Genomic DNA, 19,313 nt, shown 5'->3' with positions numbered 1-19,313 from the left:
CACCCGATCAGTTATGTCCGCGCCACGGTACGACGATATTTTCGATCTTGCGAATCGCCAGCTCCATTGCATATCCGATCAACCCGATGATCACGATGCCGACGATCACGATGGCAACCTGCAAGGCCTGTCCGGCGAACTGGACGAGCCAGCCAAGGCCGCTGCTCGCCGCGATCAGTTCCGCGGCGACCAGACAGGTCCACGCCACGCCGATACCCACGCGCATCGCGGTGAAGATCTCCGGCATGGCCGAGGGCAGCACGACCTTGCGGAAGATTTGTGCGTTGGTCGCGCCGAGCGTGCGGGCAACCTCGATGCGCAGCGGCGGCGTGCTTTTCACGCCCGACATCGTGCCGATGATGATTACAGGAATGGTGCCGACCAGAATCAGAATGGCTTTGGGCAATTCGCCGATGCCGAACCACACCACCAGCAGCGGAATATAGGCAAGCGGTGGAACCGGCCGCACGAACTGCAGCAGCGGATCGATGATGTCGAACACGATCTTGTTGCGTGACATCAGCAGCCCGATCGGTACGCCGATCGCAATCGCGCCCACAAAACCAATAACGATGCGAAAGCAACTAATCAGGATGTCGCTGACGAGCGACTGGCCGCCGTACCCGTTGTGGACGATTTCGACGAAGGCCTGCCATACCGCCACCGGCGAGGGCAGCGCGAACGGCGGGAAGATGCGCGCCATCGATACGGCCTGCCAGAGCACGACGCACATCACGAGCACTGCAGTGGTTAGCCACCAGGCATTCATTTTCCCGCGGCCGCGGCGGATCTTGATGACCGGCTCGATCGACGAATCCGCGTGATGCTTCATCGTCTTTAGTCTGGGTAGGGCTCTCACCGCCGTCTCCTCAAGTTGAAAAACTATGCGCACGCCAGCGCGAAGTTCCACGTCCGCTTCGGGTTCCGTCTCAATTCAAGTATAGTCAGCGGCTACCAGGGCGAATTTCGGCTTCTTTCATTTCGCACTCGCGAACTCGCCCGTTTAGTCAAGCATTCTCAATCAATAAAACGGCGGGTAGTACCAGGCAGGAAGTTCCGATGGGGCCAGTGGCGGATGACCGCTGTCTGCCGCTTTGCCGAAGCGCCGCAAGCACCGTCCAGCCGATTTCTTCCGATTATTTTTCTTCGCGCGCGCGCCGCCCCAACGCCCGCCAACCGGTCGCGCTGCGCCGCAGCAAGGGCCTGGCACGCGCGTCTATCTCGAGTTTCCTTCCGAAAGCGCAGCGCTGACCGTCTTGTCGCAAACCGTCGCTCCGAAATTTACCTAATCGACCTGGACGGCCAGTGTTGAATATCGTGTGTCGATTGACTGGCCGATTTTGCTGCAATACGGTTGCTCAAACGTTGTCTCGCCGCCGCCATCAATCACAGGAGCCAGCATGCCGACCCGTACCCCGTCCGCCCTGTGGGCACAGCAATTCCGACGGTCATCGGAGTCGAAGACAAGTCTGCAGCACCAGATCCGCGAGATGCTGGTGGCCTCCATCCTCGACGGGCAACTGCCGCCGGACTCCGCGTTGCCTTCGAGCCGCGAGCTGGCCGAGCAGCTCGGCGTGGCGCGCAACACTGTGGTGCTCGCCTACCAGATGCTCGTCGAGGAAGGCTATCTGGTCTCACGCGAGCGCAGCGGCCACTTCGTCAACCCCGAGATGCTGGAGGGCCTGCACGGCGTAACGGTGCAAAAGCGCGTGCAACAACGAGTGCAGCAGCCCGACGTCGTCGAGCCCCATGACGCCGGCTTGCGTGCCCCACCCTCATGGAATTCGCGCATCGTGCGCCCGCCCTCCGCCCAGCGCAACATCGTCAAACCCGCCAATTGGCAGAACTACGCATATCCCTTCATCTACGGGCAGTTCGATCAATCGCTCTTTCCGACCAACGACTGGCGCGAGTGCTGCCTGAAAGCGCTCTCGATCATGGAGATCCGCAACTGGGCGCCCGACCTGATCGAACGCGATGACGAGTCGCTGATCCAGCAGATCCGCACGCGTGTGCTGCCGCGGCGCGGCGTGTTCGCCATGCCCGAGGAGATCATCATCACGAACGGCTGCCAGCAGGCGCTCTATCTCGTCGCCGACCTGCTCTGCGGCAAGAACACGACGGTCGGCTTCGAGAATCCGGGATATCCCGATGCACGCAATATTTTCGTGAATCGCAACGCGCAACTGCTCGAATTGCCGATCGACGGCGAAGGGATCGACCCGGTGCGCCTGCGCGACTCGCTCGCCCGTTGCGATTACGTGTTCGTCACGCCGAGCCATCAGTGCCCGACCACGGCCACCATGCCCATCGCGCGCCGCCAGGCGCTGCTCGAACTCGCCCAGCAGCACGACTTCGTGATCATCGAAGACGACTACGAGAGCGAGAACACGTTTTCCGGCACGCCGCATCCCGCCTTGAAGAGCCTCGACACCGCCGATCGCGTGATCTATGTGGGTAGCCTTTCGAAGACGTTCGCCCCGGGCCTGCGTCTCGGTTACGTGGTCGGCCCGCAGGAACTCGTGCGCGAGTTGCGCGCGCTGCGCCGCCTCATGGTCCGCCACCCGGTGGCCTATATCCAGCGCGCGTTCGCGACGTTCCTCGCGCTCGGACACCACGACGCGCTCCTGCGCCGGCTCGCGCATGCCTACAAGGAGCGCGCCCGCGCGTTGATGGCGGCGCTCGACACCCATCTGCCCGAGGTGCGATACGTGCCGATCGGCGGTGGTGCCTCGTGCTGGGTCCAGGGGCCGGCGTGGCTGGACTCCGCACGCCTTGCCGACGATGCGCGCGAGGCCGGCATCCTGATCGAGCCCGGCGGCGTGTTCTTCGCCGACGAGGCCGAACACAGCCCATGGTTCCGTATGGGCTTCTCCGCCATCAAGCTCGAGAAAATCGAACCCGGCGTGCGCGCGCTCGCCGAGGTTGTGCGCAAGCAGCGGCCCGCTTGAGTCTCTCAGGAAGTCTCCGGGCGCTGGCCCAGGCGAAAGCTCCGCACTGGTGCTACCGCCCTCGCCTCGCAAACCCTAACGTGTCGCTATACCGTGCCGCGCGCGAGTCCTTGCGCACCGCGCGGCACCAGCTTTTCCACTGGAGACACGTATGGCAGACACGCTCAGCGCCCAACCCGCCGTCACGGCCGACACGCTCGCCGCCTTTTCCGATGCCTTCAACCGTCATGACGCCGACGCGCTGATGCGGTTCATGACCGAAGACTGCGTGTTCGATGCGGCCGGCGGTCCCGAAGTGTATGGCACCCGCTTCGTCGGGCGTGAGGCGGTGCGCGCTGCTTTCGAAGCGGTCTTCCGCACGTTCCCCGACGCCCATTGGGGCAAGGGCCGCCACTACGTCGCGGGCCAACGCGGCGTATCCGAATGGCTGTTCAGTGGCACGCATGCCGAAGGCTGGCGGATCGAGTCCGAAGGCTGCGATCTCTTCGAGTTCCGCGACGGCCTGATCGCCGTGAAGCGCGCGTTCCGCAAGGAACGGCCGAAGCAGTCCGCCTGACCCGCGTACAGCGGCGCAGCGGTCGCCAGTGTTTTGAAACGAATCGTTCCATTCCATTTCAGATTCACCCCTCAAGGACGGAATCCCTTGACCCTCATCGGGCGCCGAATAGCATTCAAACCACGGCATTCCGTCAAACGATAACCCGGAGACAGTTGATGAGCGAAAAGACCCCTACCCAGACGGCCAGCGGCCCGCAGGACATGACCCCGTCCGAGGCCTTTGTCGAAACCCTCGCGGCCAACGGCGTGACCGACATGTTCGGCATCATGGGCTCCGCGTTCATGGATGCGATGGACATCTTCGCGCCCGCCGGCATTCGCCTCATTCCTGTGGTTCACGAGCAGGGCGCGGCGCACATGGCCGACGGCTACTCGCGCGTATCGGGCCGCCACGGCGTCGTGATCGGCCAGAACGGTCCCGGCATCAGCAACTGCGTAACGGCCATCGCGGCGGCTTACTGGGCCCACAGCCCGGTCGTGATCGTCACGCCGGAGGCAGGCACGATGGGCATCGGCCTCGGCGGCTTCCAGGAAGCGAATCAGTTGCCGATGTTCCAGGAGTTCACGAAGTACCAGGGCCACGTGACGAACCCCGCGCGCATGGCCGAGTACACCGCGCGCTGCTTCGACCGCGCCATGTCCGAAATGGGCCCGACCCAGCTGAATATTCCGCGCGACTACTTCTACGGCAAGATCAAGGCCGAGATTCCGCAGCCGCGCCGGCTCGACCGCGGCCCCGGCGGCGACGAAAGCCTCAACGAAGCGGCGGATCTGATCGCGGCCGCGAAGTTCCCCGTCATCATCTCGGGCGGCGGCGTCGTGATGGGCGATGCAATCGAGGAGTGCAAGGCGCTCGCCGAACGGCTCGGTGCGCCCGTCGTGAACAGCTACTTGCACAACGACTCGTTCCCGGCGAATCATCCGCTCTGGTGCGGCCCGCTCGGCTACCAGGGATCGAAGGCCGCGATGAAGCTGATCTCGCGCGCGGACGTCGTGATTGCGCTGGGCTCGCGCCTCGGACCGTTCGGCACGCTGCCGCAACATGGTATGGACTACTGGCCAAAAGACGCGAAGATCATCCAGATCGACGCCGATCACAAGATGCTCGGCCTCGTGAAGAAGATTTCGGTGGGCATTTGCGGCGACGCGAAGGCTTCGGCTCAGGCGCTGACCGAGCGCCTCGCGAACCGCACGCTCGCGAGCGACGCCAACCGCGCCGAGCGCGCCGACCAGATCGCCACCGAAAAGGCCGCGTGGGAAAAGGAACTCGACTCGTGGACGCACGAGCGCGACGCCTACAGCCTCGACATGATCGAAGAGCAGAAGCACGAGCGCACGCCGACAGGCGGCGAGTATCTGCATCCGCGCCAGGTGCTGCGCGAGCTCGAGAAGGCGATGCCCGAGGACGTCATGGTGTCGACCGACATCGGCAACATCAACTCCGTCGCGAACAGCTATCTGCGCTTCAACAAGCCGCGCAGCCTGTTCGCCGCGATGAGTTGGGGCAACTGCGGCTATGCGTTCCCGACCATCATCGGCGCGAAGGTGGCCGCACCCCATCGCCCCGCGATCTCGTATGCGGGCGACGGCGCCTGGGGCATGAGCCTGATGGAAACGCTCACCTGCGTGCGCCACAACATTCCGGTGACGGCCGTTGTGTTCCATAACCGCCAATGGGGCGCCGAGAAGAAGAACCAGGTGGACTTCTACGATCGCCGCTTCGTGGCGGGCGAGCTGGACAGCCCGAGCTTCGCCGGCATTGCGAAGGCGATGGGCGCGGAAGGCATCGTGGTGGACAAGCTCGAGGACGTGGGCCCGGCGCTCAAGCGCGCGATCGATCTGCAGATGAACCAGGGCAAGACGACCATCGTCGAGATCATGTGCACGCGCGAACTCGGCGATCCGTTCCGCCGCGACGCGCTTTCTAAGCCCGTGCGCCTGCTCGACAAGTACAAGGACTTCGTCTGAAGGGCCAGCCGCAGCCCGCGCGCGCCGTACGTTGCAGGCAGGTGCGCGCGGGCTGCCTCCGATCGCCGGCCGCAGGCGGAGCATCCGCTTGTGGCCGGTTTTCGTCTGGACACGCCAACTGCTGGCGTGAGTCCGTCCGTTTGTGCGTCCATGAGCCCATGACACCATGAAAGCCCTGAACCGTATCGTCGAAAGTGCCCGCCTCGTGCCCATGCGCATCGTGCTGTGCGAAGCCGATGACCCACGCGTGGTCGCCGCCGCGGCGCGCGCGCACCAGGAGGGCATTGCGCGCATCATGCTCCTGGGCGAACCGGGCGCGATCCGTGCGGCCGCGGCGCGCGAGTCGGTCGATCTCGGCGAGATCATGCTGATCGACCCGCAAAAAAGCGCATGGCGCGCGGCCTTCGCCGACGAACTGGTCACGCTGCGCGGTGCCAAGGGCATGACGCCCGCGCTCGCGTGGGACGACGCCGCGAAGCCGCTCGTCTTCGCCAACCTGATGGTGCGTCTCGGCCACGCGGACGGTTCGGTGGCAGGCGCCGTTCACACGAGCGCCGACGTGGTGCGCTCGGCCATCCAGCTGATCGGCGTCGAGCCGTCGTTCAAGCTCGTCTCGAGCTTCTTCCTGATGATGCTGTGCGAGCCGTTTCATCGCTACAAAGGCGGCCTGATCTTTTCCGACTGCGCGCTCGTGGTGGACCCCGACGCCGCACAGCTCGCCGAGATCGCCATGGCCGCCGCCGACAGCGCGCGCAGCCTGCTGATGGAAGAGCCGCGCGTCGCGATGCTGTCGTTCTCGACGAGCGGCAGCGCCCACCATGCGAACGTGGACAAGGTGATCGAGGCGACGCGGCGCGTGCACGAGCAGCGCCCCGCCCTTTGCGTGGACGGCGACGTGCAGCTCGACGCGGCGCTCGTGGCGGAGATCGCCGAGCGCAAGATCGAGCACTCGCAGTGCGGCGGCCACGCGAACGTGCTGGTCTTCCCGAATCTCGATGCGGGCAATATCGGCTACAAGCTCGCCGAGCGTCTTGGCGGCGCAAAGGCCATCGGCCCGCTGATGCAGGGCCTGAACCGGCCTGCCAACGATCTTTCTCGCGGCTGCTGCCCCGAGGATATCTATTACGTGATCGCCACCACGGCGGTCCAGGCGCAGACGGCCCGCCAACGCGACGTCACTCACTCGAAGGAACCCCACGCAGCATGACGCATGAGAAGGTCCTGGTGCTGATCGCCTTGATCGGCGCAGCCAGTTATTTTCAGACGATCACGGGCTTCGGCCTCAGCATGATCGTGATGGGCGCCACGAGCGGCTTCAGCCTCGCGCCGCTCGCAAGCATCGCCACCCTGCTGAGCCTCGTTACGCTCGCGAACAGCGCGGCCGCACTGCCCGGCAAGCTCCACCATATCGACTGGCGGGCCGTGGGCGCCGCGACGCTCGGCGTGCTGCCTTCGGTCGTAGTGGGCGTGATGGTGCTCGACTACCTGAGCGCCTCGGCCTCCGGCATGCTGCAATTGCTGCTCGGCGCCGTCGTGCTGTATGGCGGTTTGAGCGCCGCGCTGCGGCCCGTGCCGCTCGCCCAACGCTCGGGGAACCGCAGCTTTTTCGTGAGCGGCGTATTCGGCGGCCTGCTGAGCGGCATGTTCGGCGTGTCCGGGCCGCCGCTCATCTTCCAGTTCTATCGCCAGCCGCTCAAGCTGATCGAGATTCGCTGCGCGTTGATCCTGCTCTTCACGGTGACGTCGCTTGTACGTGTGATGTTCAGCGCCTGGGAGGGCGAGCTTCCCGCTTCGATCTGCATCGAGGCCGCGCTCGCCGCGCCGGTCGTGATGCTGATGACGCTCGCGGCGCGCCACTACCCGCCGCCGCTGTCTTCCCTCGCGATGCGCAGGCTGGCGTTCGGCGTGCTGATGATCATCGGCGCCTCGCTCGTGCTGTGTGCGATGAAGGAACTGTTGGTTTGATGTGAGCTGCGGATGGCCCGTGCAGGAATCGACACCTGTGCACAGGGTGCCTCCATCGCACTAACGCGGCGCACCGATCCATTGCGCGAGAGCGACCAGCCGCTTCATGTCCAGAGGCTCAGCGGAGTCGAGCGCAACGCAATGCCGGTAGTAAGGACTGAGGTCCAGCCCGACACCGAGCCCGATCACGTCGACGTCGCGCATTGCCTCGTGGCGCGCGACCACCTCCTTCAGGTGATTGTCGAGATAGAACGCGTCGTTCGTCTGCGCCGTGGCCGTGTCCATCGGGCTGCCGTCCGAAATCACGACGAGAATGCGCCGCGCCTCGGCGCGGCCCGCGAGCCGCGCGCATGCCCATTCGACGGCCTCCCCGTCCACGCCCTCGCGAAACAGGTCCGCCTTGAGCAGCGCGGCGATGGCCGGGCGAGCGCGCCGCCAGCTCTCGTCGGCGGACTTGAACACCATGTGGCAGGTCTCGTTCAGGCGCCCCGGATGCGGTGGCCGCCCGCCCGCGAGCCAGTCCGCACGCGCACGGCCGCCGTTCCAGGCGAGCGTCGTGAAGCCGAGCACTTCGGTCGCGATTCCCGCCTGCTCGCATGCACGGGCGAGCAGATCGACCATCATCGCGACGGGCTCGATATGCGCCTTCATCGACCCCGAGCAATCGATCAGGAAGCCCACTACGCAATCGCTGCGCGGCTCGAATCGCTCGCGCCTGAACACGCGGCGCTCTGCGGGCGAGCTGACGACCTGCGCGAGGCGTCTGCCGTCGATGCGGCCGTCCTCTTCGCCGAAAAGCCAGCCATCGCGCTGCGGCACCGCAATCGCCGTCTGCAGCGCGCGCGCCAGGCGCGCAACGTTGATGCCGCACGCGGCGATGCGCTCATCGAGCCGCTCGCGATACTCGCGCAGCAGCGCTTCGCGCACGCGCGTGGCGGGCCGGATCTCGCGGTCGTACTGCGTCGTGTATGCGCGATAGCCATTCGCCGCTTCGGCCAGCACGCGGCTCACGCCGGTCGGCGCGAGTGCGGGCAGCTCGACACTCGTTTCGTCGAAGTCGACCCACAGCGAGAACGACGTCAAGGCGTCGTCGGGTGCGTGCGCTTCCTCGGCGTCGTCCCCTGCATTTGCCGCGCGCGCATCGTCGAGCATCATCGCGACGCGGCGCGCCAGCTCGCGCGCATGCGCCGCATAGGCGCGTTGATCTGCGCGAGTCGTACGCAGCCCCGCAAGCTGCACGCCGATTGCAGGCACGATGCCGGCGCGCGTCGCTTCGATCAGATCCTCGGTCTCGTCGAGCACGGGCCAGCCGCTCACGCGCGACCAGACGATCTGCGCCACCGTATAGAGCAGGATGCCGAGATGGCCTTCGGTCAAGCCCGCCCGGCAATATGCGCGCGACCACGTTTCGAAGCGATGTCGCAGGTTGTGCGCGAGTCCCGGCATGCCGGGCGGCAATTGCGCCTCGCAGCGCACTTGCTCGAACAAATCGAACAGCAGCCGCTCGGTCGGCGCCTCGGGAGCCAGCAGGCGGTGCAAAGCCGCGTCGGAATGGCGAAGCCGTTGCGCGGCCGCGTCCGCGGCACCGCGCAGCGAGGCGAACTCGTCCTCGTAGACGTTGCTGCGCAGATGCGGCGCATAGAGCGGCAAGGGCCGCGACTCGCGGCAAAGCCGGCCACCGCGATAGTGGAGCGCGGCGTCGCCGGTGAGCGCGCGCACGGCGGCCGCGCATAGCGACTCGCGCCGCAGCGCGGTGCGCACAGCCTCGGGTGTGGGCGTGGTGCTCACGCGCGCGGCTCCCGCGGTTCGCCGCCCTCCCCGCCCTTCGCTGTGGACGCTGGGTCCAGCTCGACGCCAAAGCAGCGCTGGTAATACTCGGCGACGATCGGCCGCTCCGCCTCGTCGCATTTGTTCAGGAACGTGAGCCGGAACGCCAGCGCGGGATCGCGGAAAATCTGGCAGTTTTCGGCCCAGTCGATCACGGTGCGCGGCGACATCAGCGTGGAGAGATCGCCGGTCGCGAAGCCTTTGCGCGTCATTGCCGCCATGCTGATCATCGAATCGACGAGTTGGCGGCCCGCGTCGTCGGTCATCTCCGGCACGCGGGCGAGCACGATGCCGGCCTCTTCCTCGCGCGGCAGGTAGTTGAGCGTGGCGACCACGTTCCAGCGGTCCATCTGCGCGTGATTCAGCATTTGCGTGCCGTGATACAGGCCGTTGAGATTGCCGAGGCCGATCGTATTGGTGGTCGCGAAAAGGCGGAAGTGGGCGTGCGGGCGGATCACGCGATTCTGGTCGAGCAGCGTGAAGCTGCCGTCGCGCTCGAGAATGCGCTGTATCACGAACATCACGTCGGGGCGCCCCGCATCGTATTCGTCGAAGATCAGCGCGACCGGACGCTGCAGCGCCCACGGCACGATGCCTTCCTGGAACTCCGTGACCTGGCGGCCGTCGCGCACCACGATCGCGTCCTTGCCGACGAGATCGAGCCGGCTGATATGGCCGTCGAGATTCACGCGCACGCAGGGCCAGTTCAGGCGCGCGGCGACCTGTTCGATATGTGTGGACTTGCCCGTGCCGTGGAGCCCCTGCACCATCACCCGCCGGTTGCGCGTGAAGCCGGCGAGTATCGCGAGCGTGACTTCGGGGTTGAAGCGATAGGCCTCATCGACGTCCGGCACGTGGGCGTCGCGCTCGCCTCCGAAGGCCGGCACCCTGAGATTCGAATCGAAGCCGAAGCGTTCGCGCACCGACACCAGGCGGTCCGGGCCCTCCATCGCGCGTTCCGTGGTCATCGCGTTCTCCTTGTCACGTTCATGACTGCATGCAGGCTGCGGATTCATTTGCCGTAGCGGCCCGCGCCCGTCCCGGTTGCGGCGGGCGGCCACGTCGCGAAGGACGGCGCGTACTCGCGGGCACGCTCGCGGATGCGCGCGCGGCGCTGCAACCATGCATAGGTGAGGAGCAGCACGGCGAGGCTCGCCACGCCAAGCCAGAGCGGCTTGCGCTGCTCGGGGATGAACGCCATCGCGACGAGAGTGCCCACCATGCCGGCAATCGCCACCCACGTGAGGTAGGGGAAGCACCACATCTTCACGCGCAGTTCGCCAACGGCTGCCTGATCGAGGCGCTTGCGCAGGCGCAGTTGCGACAGGGCAATCAGCAGATAGACGAAGATCGCGACCGTGCCATACGAGTTGACGAGGAACGCGAACACCGTATCCGGCGACACGTACGACATCACGACCGACACATAGCCGAACACGGTGCCAAGCAGGATCGCGCGCACCGGCACGCCACGACGGTTGACTTTCGCGAGCGCCGCCGGGGCGTCGCCGTGGCGGGTCAGTGCGAACAGCATGCGCGAGGCCGCATAGAGCCCCGAGTTGAGCGCGGAGAGCACGGCGGTCAGCACGATCGCGTTCATGATGTTCGCGGCGGCGGGCAAGCCCATCACCTGGAGCGCGCTCACATAGGGCGTCGACATGGCCGGCGAATTCCACGGCACGAGCGCGACCACGAGCAGCACGGAACCCACGTAGAACACGAGCACGCGCGTGATGACCGAGTTCGTGGCCTTCGCGACGGCCCTGGCGGGCTCGCGCGCCTCGGCCGCCGCGATCGTGACGATCTCCGCGCCGAAGTAAAAGCCCGTTGCCGCGACGGCACCGCTCAACACCGGCCCGATGCCCTTCGGCATGAGGCCGCCATGGCCGAGCAGCGTCGGCAATACGGCAGTCGTATGCAGCGACGATGGCCACAATCCAAGGACATAGAGGCCGCCGAGAAAGAGGAAAACGATGATCGCCGCGACCTTGATCGAGGAGAACCAGAATTCGAATTCGCCGTAGCTGCCCACCGAGATCAGGTTCGTTGCGCTCAGGAGCACGAGCAATACGAGGCTGATGAGCCACGCGGGCGCGTCGGGCAGCCAGAACTGGACGAGCTTGGCGCCTGCCACCGCCTCGACGGCGACCACGATGACCCAGAAGTACCAGTACATCCAGCCGGTGAGGAAGCCGGCCAGCTTGCCCGGTCCGCGCCAGGTGGCGAAGGCGAGGCGTGCATATTCGTAGAACGAACCGACTGCGGGCATGGCGCAGGCCATTTCGCCGAGCATGCGCATGACTAGCACGACGAGGCCGCCGGTGATGAGGAAGGAGAGCACGGCGGCGGGGCCGGTTTGCTGGATCACGACGCCGCTGCCGACAAAGAGGCCGGCGCCTATCACGCCGCCTAGCGCGATCATCGTCATGTGGCGCTGCTTTAGGCCGCACTTCAGTTCCTGGTTTTCCTTCGGGGGTTGCATGTCACCTCCACAGATATCGGATTCGGTTTTCGGCGCGCCTTTTTGGGTGGCGCTTTTTTTTTGTTTTGGGTTTTGTGGGTTTTCTTGTGTTCGCGTCGGTCTGCCTGGGTTGCCCCTGTGCGGGGCGGCACCTACTTTCTTTGCGGCGGCAAAGAAAGTAGGCAAAGAAAGCCGCTCACACCGCTAATGCCTGCCACAGTTCACATCTCGCCATAAATGGTGAATGGCTCCGGAGCGTCTGTCGCCTCGCACCTTCAATGTCAGTGACAAGGCGCTCATTCATCCCGCTGCTCGCTTCGCGCGCTGCGGTTGGGTCTGCAAGGGAAAACGGGGGGCATGAATGTGCATTCGCGAAAACTCGTGCCCCGTTGGTGTTTGGTTATGCCCTTCGGCGCGCGGAGCGCCGCCGGAAGGATGAGCGCCTTGTCACTCCGTTTGGGGGCGAGAGGTGACAGACGCTCCGGAGCCATTCACCATGTACGTCGAGATGTGAACTGTGGCAGGCGCTGGCGGTTTGAGCGGCTTTCTTTGCCTACTTTCTTTGCCGCCGCAAAGAAAGTAGGTGCCGCCCCGCACAGGGGCAACGCCTGCAGACCGACGCGAACACAAGAAAACTCAAAACCCAAACCTTCAAGCCTTCTCATCCCGCCTGAAATACTGCCAATAAAGCATCCTCTGCCCGATCCGCCGGAACGGCGCAAACGGATGCCCAGGCAACGGCGTAGTAAAAATCGGCAGCGTAAGCTGTCCACCCTTACCCGCGATACGCTCAGCAAGCCGCCTCCCCGCCTGCTGAGAATAAGACACGCCATTACCCCCATAGCCAAGTGCGTAAAACACCGATTGCCGCGGATCGGGCTGACACACCCGAGGCATCATGTCATGGCTCACATCGACCCACCCCCACCACGAATAATCGATCTGCACGCCACGCAGCGCCGGAAACTTGCGCGCCATGCCTTCCTTGAGCAGCTCGAGATGCCGCGGATTAGGCGCATCCTCGCCGGTAATCGCGCTACGGCTGCCAATCTGCAATCGCAAATCGGGCAAGAACCGATAGTAAAAGCGCAACGTGCGCGTATCCGTAAGCACCTGAGTCGTCCGAAAGCCGCAAGCGGCAATCTCGGCTTCGGTAAGCGGACGCGTAACCATCGAGTTAGAGAGAATCGGCATGACCTTGCTGCGCAGCGTGGGATGCAGCGTCTGCGCCGTGTATGCACCAGTCGCAATGCCAACCGCCCGCGCCCGCACGATGCCGCCCGGCGTACGCAAGTGATGCACGCCGTTGATGGTCTCCCATCCCATCACCGGGCTGCTCGTGTGGACCTTCGCGCCAGCAGCGCGTGCGAGGCGCAGATAACCGAACGCCAGCTTCAGCGCGTGAATGCCGATCCCTTCGGGCTCGTGCAGCGCGCCGGCCGCCTCGTGGTCGTCGACGAACTCGCGGCGAAACGTCTGCGCGCTCAATAGCTCAGACGGGTAGCCGAATACGTCCTTCCAGACCTTCGCCTCGGCGGCGAGCTTCGCCATGATGCGCGGCCGGTGGGCGATCAGGAAGTGACCGCCCGGCTGCGGATCGCAATCGATCTGGGCAACGAGCTCCTTGAAATGATCGAAGCCCTGCTGGATCTCGTCGTGCATTTTCAGGGCGATATCCTTGCCCCAGCGCTCGATCCATTGCGAACGCGAGAGGCGCCCCGAGGCGTTCTGCCCCTGTCCGCCATTGCGGCTGCTGCAGCCCCAGCTCGTGCGGTTCGCCTCCAGCACCACGGCCTTGATGCCATGCTCGCGTGCGAGGCAGAGCGCCGTGGCGAGCCCCGTGTAACCCGCGCCGATGATCGCGACATCCACGTCGAGATCTTTCGTGACGGGCCCGTCGTCGGGCGGCGGGCTGCCCGCCGTCGCGACCCAGTAGGTCGGCGCGTAATCCTTGCCGACGCCAGGGCCCGGCGAGACGAGCGGATCGTACCTTGGGTCGTACTTCGTGGAGCCACAATCGCTCGCGGCAAAGCCGGCGGCGGTGGGATCGACTGTGCTGTATCCCATGATCAATGCTCCACAGGCTTCGTGAAGACGCTCGCACGCTCCGCTGCGAGAGCGGTTCCTGCCGACTGCCTGTTCGTCATGCCTGTCTCCTTGCAAAGCTGTCGTCGTTCTTTGGCGCTCTGTTGGGAAAAATTCTAGGCAGACCAGAATTGCGCAGGTAGAGCCAGTGGACCGGTATCGCCTGGTACAGCGGCCTGATACGGCGCGGGAATCATTTGCATGACATATCGGGGTAATCCGCTACGTAACGCCGCGCACTTTGCGCTCATACTGAAAAAAGCCCGGAAACTCGAACAATTCGTTTCATTTCCATGCTCTTCAGGAGGAGACCGATGCGCGACACAGCGCGAGCGACGACGCAAACCCCACCGCAAATCAGGGCGCACGACCACGCCCCCGCGCTGCGCGAAGAGACGTCGGCGGACGACGCCCGCGTGCTGCGCGCGCTCGTGGTGCTGGAGCAACTGGCGTCCGCGGGCCAGCCGTATACGCTTTCACAGCTGTCCGCCCGGCTGCACATTCCCAAGGCGACGCTGCTGCGGCTCATCGATTCGCTGGAAGCGCGCGGCTACGTGATCCATATGCCCGATTCGCGCGGGCACGACCGCAGCATCGCGCTGGGCCCGCGGGCGGCGCAGCTCGCGCTCGCCACCCTCGCCAACAACACCTTCACGCGTTCGTGCCGCGTGCTGCTGCGCACCCTCGTGGAATCGCTCGGCGAAACCTGCAATCTCACCGCGCTCGACGACGACCGCGTGCTTTATATCGAGCGCGTCGAGACGACGGAGCCCTTGCGCATGGAGATGCGTCCGGGCATGCATGTTCCGCTGCACTGCACCGCGAGCGGCAAGCTCTTTCTCTCGCAGATGAGCGTGCTCGAGCGCAACGCGCTGCTCGAACGCCTCGTGCTGACGAAGATGACACACCGCACCCTGACCGCCCCCAAGGCGCTCGCGGCCGAGCTTGAACAGCTCGCGGTGCGCGGCATCGGCATCGACAACGAAGAGTTCGTGCGCGGCATGGTGGCGATCGCGGTGCCCGTGCGCGACCCCGCCAGCAAACGCGTGCTCGCCGCGCTCGCCGTGCATGCCCCGACCGCGCGCGCGACCCTCGAGGAACTGCTGGAGTCGGTGGGCCGCATGAAGCAGACGGCGAGCCGGCTCGCGCCGCTGCTCCAGGGGCTCTCGCTCGCCTGAGCGGGCCCCGGCGCAGCGCCGTGGCTTTCTGATTCCGTTTCGGCAGTTTCCGTTTCACTTTCGGCCCGTGCGCACGATCGCCGCTTGCGGTCGGCATCCCCTTCCCCGACATTGATCCGAAAACGCGGCGCGTCATGCCGCCCCTGGATTTCGAGGAGACGGGATTCATGGACCATGAGGTCGACTACCTGATCGTCGGCGCCGGATCGGCCGGTTGCGTGCTTGCCCACCGGCTCAGTGCCGACGCGCGCAACGCCGTGCTGCTGCTCGAAGCGGGTGGCGAGGACAACAATCCGTGGATCCACGTGCCGGTCGGGTACTTCAAGACCATGCACAACCCCACGCTCGACTGGTGCTATCGCACCGAGCCGGACGAAGGCGTGGCCGGCCGGCAGATCGACTGGCCGCGTGGCAAAGTGCTCGGCGGATCGAGTTCGCTAAACGGCCTGCTCTACGTGCGCGGGCAGCGTGAGGACTACGATCGTTGGGCGGCGCTCGGCAATCGCGGCTGGAGTTATGCGGACGTTCTCCCGTATTTCAGGAAGTCCGAAGACCAGGAGCGCGGCGCGAACGCGTGGCACGGCGTAGGTGGACCGCTGAAAGTCTCCGACCTGCGCTTGCGCCGCCCCATCGCCGATCATTTCATCGCCGCCGCACAGGAAATCGGCATCCCGCTCAATCAGGACTACAACGGCGAGTTCCAGGAAGGGGTCGGCTACTTTCAGCAGACGGCCTATAACGGCTTTCGCTGGAGCACCGCGAAGGGCTTTCTCAAACCGGCACGCAAACGCAGCAATCTGATCGTGGAAACGCGGGCGCAGACGACCCGGATCCTGTGCGAAGGGCGCCGCGCGGTCGGCGTGGAGTATCTGCAGGACGGCGTGAAAAAGCGCGCACGGGCGCGCATCGAGGTCATTCTTGCTTCGGGTGCGATCGGTTCGCCGCAAATTCTTCAGCACTCCGGAGTGGGCCCTGCGCACGTCTTGCGCAATGCGGGCGTTGCCGTGCTGCACGATTTGCCGGGCGTCGGTCAGAACCTGCAGGACCATCTTCAGGTGCGGCTCGTGTTCCGCACGCGCGAACGCACGCTCAACGACGAGGTCAACCATCCGTTGCGCAAGGCGTGGATCGGCCTGCAATACGCGCTCTGGCGCACCGGGCCGCTCACGCTGGCGGCCAGCCAGGTGGCGATCTTCACGCGCTCCAACCCCGCGGTCGAGCGCCCCGACATCCAGTTCCACATGCAGCCGCTGAGTGCCGACAAGCCCGGCCAGGGCGCGCATCCCTTTTCGGCGTTCACGGCGTCCGTCTGCCAGTTGCGGCCCCATAGCCGCGGCAGCGTCGAAATCCGCTCCACCGACCCGCTCCAGTACCCCGCCATCCGCGCCAACTACCTGTCCGATCCGCGCGACCATCCCGTCGTGATCGGCGGCATTCGGGTGGCGCGCCGCATCGCCGCCGCGCCGGCGCTTGCGCCGCACATCGTGTCCGAGTTCGTGCCCGGCGAGCGGTATCAAAGCGATGCCGAATTGCTCGATGCGGCGCGCCAGTTCAGCCAGTCCATCTATCACCCCGCGGGCACCTGCAAGATGGGCCGCGACGCGAGCGCGGTCGTCGACGAACGCCTGCGTGTGCATGGCGTCGCTGCGCTGCGCGTCGTCGACGCGTCGATCATGCCCGAGCTCGTCTCAGGCAACACCAACGCCCCCGTGATCATGATCGCGGAGAAAGCCGCCGATATGATTCTCGAGGACCACGCGAGCCTCACCGAGCCGCAACGGGAGCATGCCGAGGCCCACCCCTGAAGCCCACACGCAGTGGCTCAAGCAAGTAGTCCATGCAGCACCGAAGCGACACGCAGCAAACAAAGGATACCTGACGAAAAAATCTGCTTTTCAAGGAGCCGCACCGCACCGGGTGCGCCCAAAAAGGAGACAGCCATGAACGCATTGCCCCGCACCGACGCCAGGCAGATGAGGCGCGTGGTCGTCGCGAGCCTGATCGGCGCGACCATCGAGTGGTACGACTTCTTCCTCTACGGCGTCGTCGCCGGCATCGTCTTCAACAAGCTCTATTTCCCGAGCGGCGATCCCCTCATCTCGACGATGCTCGCCTACGGCACCTTCGCGGTGGGCTTCCTGAGCCGTCCGCTCGGCGGCATCGTGTTCGGTCACTTCGGCGATCGGCTCGGCCGCAAAAGCATGCTGATCTTGACGCTGTCGATCATGGGCGTCGCCACCGTGTTGATCGGCACCGTGCCGACCTATGCGCAGATCGGCCTGTGGGCGCCCGCGCTGCTGCTCGTCCTGCGTGTTGCGCAGGGCCTGGGCCTTGGCGGCGAATGGGGCGGCGCCGTGCTGATGTCGTTCGAATACGCGCCCGAAGGCAAGCGCGGCCTCTATGCGAGCATTCCGCAGATCGGTCTCGCGATCGGGCTCTGCCTCGCGTCGGGCGTGGTCGCCCTGCTTTCGTCCGTGCTCAGCAATGCGCAGTTTCTCGCGTGGGGCTGGCGCGTGGCGTTCTTCCTTTCCTTCGCGCTCGTGGCGATCGGCATGTATATCCGCCTGCGTGTGCTGGAAACACCGGAGTTCGAACGCGTGAAGCAACAGGGCGCCGAAGTCCGCGTGCCGATCGCCGAGGTGCTCAGCCGCTATCCCGGCAACGTGCTCGCCGGCATGGGCGCACGCTTCATCGACGGTGTGTTCTTCAACGTCTTCGCCGTTTTCACGATCGCTTATCTCACGCAGACGCTCAAGCTCTCGCGCACCGACGCCCTGCTCGCCGTGATGGCGGCCGCTTTCACGATGATCTTCACGATTCCGTTTTTTGGCCGCCTTTCGGACCGCGTCGGCAGGACGCGCATCTACTTCTGGGGCTCGCTCTTCACGGGCTTGTCGTCGTTCTTCGGCTTCTGGCTCATGAAGCACAGCGCCGGCTCGCCGGTGTTCGTGTGGATCGCCGTGATCATTCCGCTGGGCGTCATTTACGCTTCGGTCTACGGGCCCGAGGCGGCGCTCTTCGCGGAGCTGTTCGATGCCAACGTGCGCTACTCCGGCATCTCGTTCGTCTATCAGTTCTCCGGCATCTTCGCGAGCGGCATCAGCCCGATCATCGCGACCTGGCTCTTGCAGCGCAACGGCGGCGATCCGTGGCTCATCTGCCTCTACACGATGTTCGCGGGTCTCGTGAGCGCACTCTCGGCCGCCTGGGTGGGTCGCCGCCATCACACGCGGCATCTCGCCATCAGCGGGGCGCGGTGAAGAGGGGCCCTATCCTTGAGTCCAGGTTGAGTCCAGGCCGGCGCCGCCTCGTGCCGACGCCGCCCAGGCGCCGCGCCGATAGCTGAGATAATGAGAGCGCCCCAGCCTCAAACCCCACCCCAAGGAGCCACTGTGAGCCAATCCGTATCCTCGTCCGCCCCCAATCCGGTACGCCGTGTCGCGTTCCTGGGCCTTGGCGTGATGGGCCATCCCATGGCCGGTCATCTCGCCAAGGCCGGGCTCGACGTCACGGTCTACAACCGCACCGCTGAAAAGGCCGCGCAATGGGTCGCCGAATACGGCGGCCGCGCGGCCGCCACGCCGCGCGAAGCGGCCCAGGGCGCCGATCTGGTGCTCGCCTGCGTCGGCAACGACGACGACCTGCGCAGCATCACGCTCGGCACGGACGGCGCCTTCGCCGGCATGGCGCGCGACGCCGTGTTTGCCGACCACACGACCGCCTCCGCCAACGTGGCGCGCGAGCTTTCGGCCCAAGCCGCCGAACATGGCCTACATTTCATCGACGCGCCCGTGTCGGGCGGCCAGGCGGGCGCCCAGAACGGCAAGCTCACGATCATGTGCGGCGGCGAAGCCGCGGCCTTCGAGCGCGCGAAGCCCACGCTCGCCCACTACGGGGCGGCCGTGACGCTGGTGGGCGCGGCGGGCGCCGGCCAGCTCGCCAAAATGGTCAATCAGATCTGCATCGCGGGCCTCGTGCAGGGGCTTTCCGAGGCGATCAACTTCGGCGAGCGCGCCGGGCTCGACATGGCGCTCGTGCTCGACGTGATCGGCAAGGGCGCCGCCGCGAGCTGGCAGATGGACAACCGCGGCAAGACCATGATGGCCAACAAGTTCGACTTCGGCTTCGCCGTGGACTGGATGCGCAAGGACCTCGGCTTCTGCCTCGACGAAGCGAAGCGCAACGGCGCGGCGCTGCCGGTCACGGCGCTCGTCGACCAGTTCTACGGCGACGTGCAGCGCCTGGGCGGCAGCCGCTTCGACACGTCGAGTCTCATCTGGCGTCTGCGCAAGCTCGACGGCGGCGCATAAGACGTACCCG

The 19,313-nt window shown here is 65.5% G+C and carries 14 protein-coding genes; 9 read left to right on the top strand and 5 right to left on the bottom strand.

The window, feature by feature from the left end; all coding sequences use genetic code 11:
- Nucleotides 1-7: 7 nt before the first annotated feature.
- Nucleotides 8-832 carry an ABC transporter permease gene (locus BFD71_RS26340; RefSeq protein WP_256094933.1) on the bottom strand — a complete coding sequence of 275 codons (825 nt, stop codon included), beginning with the start codon at nt 830-832 and terminating at the stop codon, nt 8-10.
- 568 nt (nt 833-1,400) lie between these two features.
- Between BFD71_RS26340 and pdxR the strand changes: the two genes are divergently transcribed.
- The 5 genes from pdxR to BFD71_RS26310 all read left to right on the top strand — a co-directional run bounded on the left by pdxR (nt 1,401) and on the right by BFD71_RS26310 (nt 7,442).
- Complete coding sequence (gene pdxR, locus BFD71_RS26330) at nt 1,401-2,951, top strand: MocR-like pyridoxine biosynthesis transcription factor PdxR (protein ID WP_069267252.1); 1,551 nt, start codon at nt 1,401-1,403, stop codon at nt 2,949-2,951.
- A gap of 151 nt (nt 2,952-3,102) precedes the next feature.
- Nucleotides 3,103-3,507: a nuclear transport factor 2 family protein gene (locus BFD71_RS26325; RefSeq protein ID WP_069267251.1), complete on the top strand. Its 405-nt coding sequence runs from the start codon at nt 3,103-3,105 to the stop codon at nt 3,505-3,507.
- Between the two features lie 158 nt (nt 3,508-3,665).
- The gene (xsc, locus tag BFD71_RS26320) at nt 3,666-5,477 is read left to right on the top strand and encodes a sulfoacetaldehyde acetyltransferase (RefSeq protein WP_069267250.1); all 1,812 of its coding nucleotides are present in this window, start codon (nt 3,666-3,668) and stop codon (nt 5,475-5,477) included.
- Nucleotides 5,478-5,643: 166 nt separating this feature from the next.
- Nucleotides 5,644-6,684 carry a phosphate acetyltransferase gene (pta, locus tag BFD71_RS26315; RefSeq protein WP_069267249.1) on the top strand — a complete coding sequence of 347 codons (1,041 nt, stop codon included), beginning with the start codon at nt 5,644-5,646 and terminating at the stop codon, nt 6,682-6,684.
- Complete coding sequence (locus BFD71_RS26310; RefSeq protein WP_069267248.1) at nt 6,681-7,442, top strand: sulfite exporter TauE/SafE family protein; 762 nt, start codon at nt 6,681-6,683, stop codon at nt 7,440-7,442. The genes pta and BFD71_RS26310 overlap by 4 nt, the downstream gene beginning before the upstream one ends.
- A 60-nt stretch (nt 7,443-7,502) precedes the next feature.
- On the opposite strand, the gene BFD71_RS26305 is transcribed toward BFD71_RS26310, so the two are convergent.
- From BFD71_RS26305 to BFD71_RS26290, 4 genes are all read right to left on the bottom strand, one after another.
- Nucleotides 7,503-9,230, bottom strand: coding sequence for a cobaltochelatase CobT-related protein (locus BFD71_RS26305; protein WP_069267247.1), 1,728 nt, complete (start codon nt 9,228-9,230; stop codon nt 7,503-7,505).
- Nucleotides 9,227-10,237, bottom strand: coding sequence for an AAA family ATPase (locus BFD71_RS26300; RefSeq protein ID WP_370684314.1), 1,011 nt, complete (start codon nt 10,235-10,237; stop codon nt 9,227-9,229). Before BFD71_RS26300 ends, BFD71_RS26305 begins: the two co-directional genes overlap by 4 nt.
- Nucleotides 10,238-10,281: 44 nt before the next feature.
- Complete coding sequence (locus tag BFD71_RS26295) at nt 10,282-11,751, bottom strand: amino acid permease (protein ID WP_083245483.1); 1,470 nt, start codon at nt 11,749-11,751, stop codon at nt 10,282-10,284.
- A 630-nt stretch (nt 11,752-12,381) separates the two neighbouring features.
- Nucleotides 12,382-13,797 (bottom strand): NAD(P)/FAD-dependent oxidoreductase, encoded by a 1,416-nt coding sequence (locus BFD71_RS26290; RefSeq protein ID WP_069267246.1) that lies wholly within the window; start codon nt 13,795-13,797, stop codon nt 12,382-12,384.
- Between the two features lie 332 nt (nt 13,798-14,129).
- Here BFD71_RS26290 and BFD71_RS26285 point away from each other — a divergent pair, with 332 nt between their 5' ends.
- From BFD71_RS26285 to BFD71_RS26270, 4 genes are all read left to right on the top strand, one after another.
- Nucleotides 14,130-14,993: an IclR family transcriptional regulator gene (locus BFD71_RS26285; RefSeq protein ID WP_069267245.1), complete on the top strand. Its 864-nt coding sequence runs from the start codon at nt 14,130-14,132 to the stop codon at nt 14,991-14,993.
- A 167-nt stretch (nt 14,994-15,160) separates the two neighbouring features.
- Nucleotides 15,161-16,798, top strand: a complete 1,638-nt coding sequence (locus BFD71_RS26280; RefSeq protein WP_069267316.1) for a GMC family oxidoreductase — start codon at nt 15,161-15,163, stop codon at nt 16,796-16,798.
- 135 nt (nt 16,799-16,933) lie between these two features.
- On the top strand, nt 16,934-18,253 hold the full coding sequence (locus BFD71_RS26275) for an MFS transporter (RefSeq protein ID WP_069267244.1): 1,320 nt from the start codon (nt 16,934-16,936) through the stop codon (nt 18,251-18,253).
- Nucleotides 18,254-18,385: 132 nt separating this feature from the next.
- On the top strand, nt 18,386-19,303 hold the full coding sequence (locus BFD71_RS26270; RefSeq protein ID WP_069267243.1) for an NAD(P)-dependent oxidoreductase: 918 nt from the start codon (nt 18,386-18,388) through the stop codon (nt 19,301-19,303).
- Nucleotides 19,304-19,313: the final 10 nt, after the last annotated feature.

Origin of the sequence: Paraburkholderia nodosa, from assembly GCF_001718195.1 — a bacterium.
Taxonomy (GTDB): domain Bacteria; phylum Pseudomonadota; class Gammaproteobacteria; order Burkholderiales; family Burkholderiaceae; genus Paraburkholderia; species Paraburkholderia nodosa_A.
The sequence above is the reverse complement of the archived record's forward strand: the minus strand, read 5'-3'. Positions and strand labels throughout refer to the sequence as shown.

What these genes read in the sequence shown, in the direction of transcription:
- BFD71_RS26340 (WP_256094933.1), bottom strand. Translation starts at nt 832, where the DNA reads ATGAAGCATCACGCGGATTCGTCGATCGAGCCGGTCATCAAGATCCGC.
- BFD71_RS26275 (WP_069267244.1), top strand. Translation starts at nt 16,934, where the DNA reads ATGAACGCATTGCCCCGCACCGACGCCAGGCAGATGAGGCGCGTGGTC.
- BFD71_RS26310 (WP_069267248.1), top strand. Translation starts at nt 6,681, where the DNA reads ATGACGCATGAGAAGGTCCTGGTGCTGATCGCCTTGATCGGCGCAGCC.
- BFD71_RS26280 (WP_069267316.1), top strand. Translation starts at nt 15,161, where the DNA reads ATGGACCATGAGGTCGACTACCTGATCGTCGGCGCCGGATCGGCCGGT.
- BFD71_RS26285 (WP_069267245.1), top strand. Translation starts at nt 14,130, where the DNA reads ATGCGCGACACAGCGCGAGCGACGACGCAAACCCCACCGCAAATCAGG.
- xsc (WP_069267250.1), top strand. Translation starts at nt 3,666, where the DNA reads ATGAGCGAAAAGACCCCTACCCAGACGGCCAGCGGCCCGCAGGACATG.
- BFD71_RS26300 (WP_370684314.1), bottom strand. Translation starts at nt 10,237, where the DNA reads ATGACCACGGAACGCGCGATGGAGGGCCCGGACCGCCTGGTGTCGGTG.
- pta (WP_069267249.1), top strand. Translation starts at nt 5,644, where the DNA reads ATGAAAGCCCTGAACCGTATCGTCGAAAGTGCCCGCCTCGTGCCCATG.
- pdxR (WP_069267252.1), top strand. Translation starts at nt 1,401, where the DNA reads ATGCCGACCCGTACCCCGTCCGCCCTGTGGGCACAGCAATTCCGACGG.
- BFD71_RS26325 (WP_069267251.1), top strand. Translation starts at nt 3,103, where the DNA reads ATGGCAGACACGCTCAGCGCCCAACCCGCCGTCACGGCCGACACGCTC.
- BFD71_RS26295 (WP_083245483.1), bottom strand. Translation starts at nt 11,751, where the DNA reads ATGCAACCCCCGAAGGAAAACCAGGAACTGAAGTGCGGCCTAAAGCAG.
- BFD71_RS26290 (WP_069267246.1), bottom strand. Translation starts at nt 13,797, where the DNA reads ATGGGATACAGCACAGTCGATCCCACCGCCGCCGGCTTTGCCGCGAGC.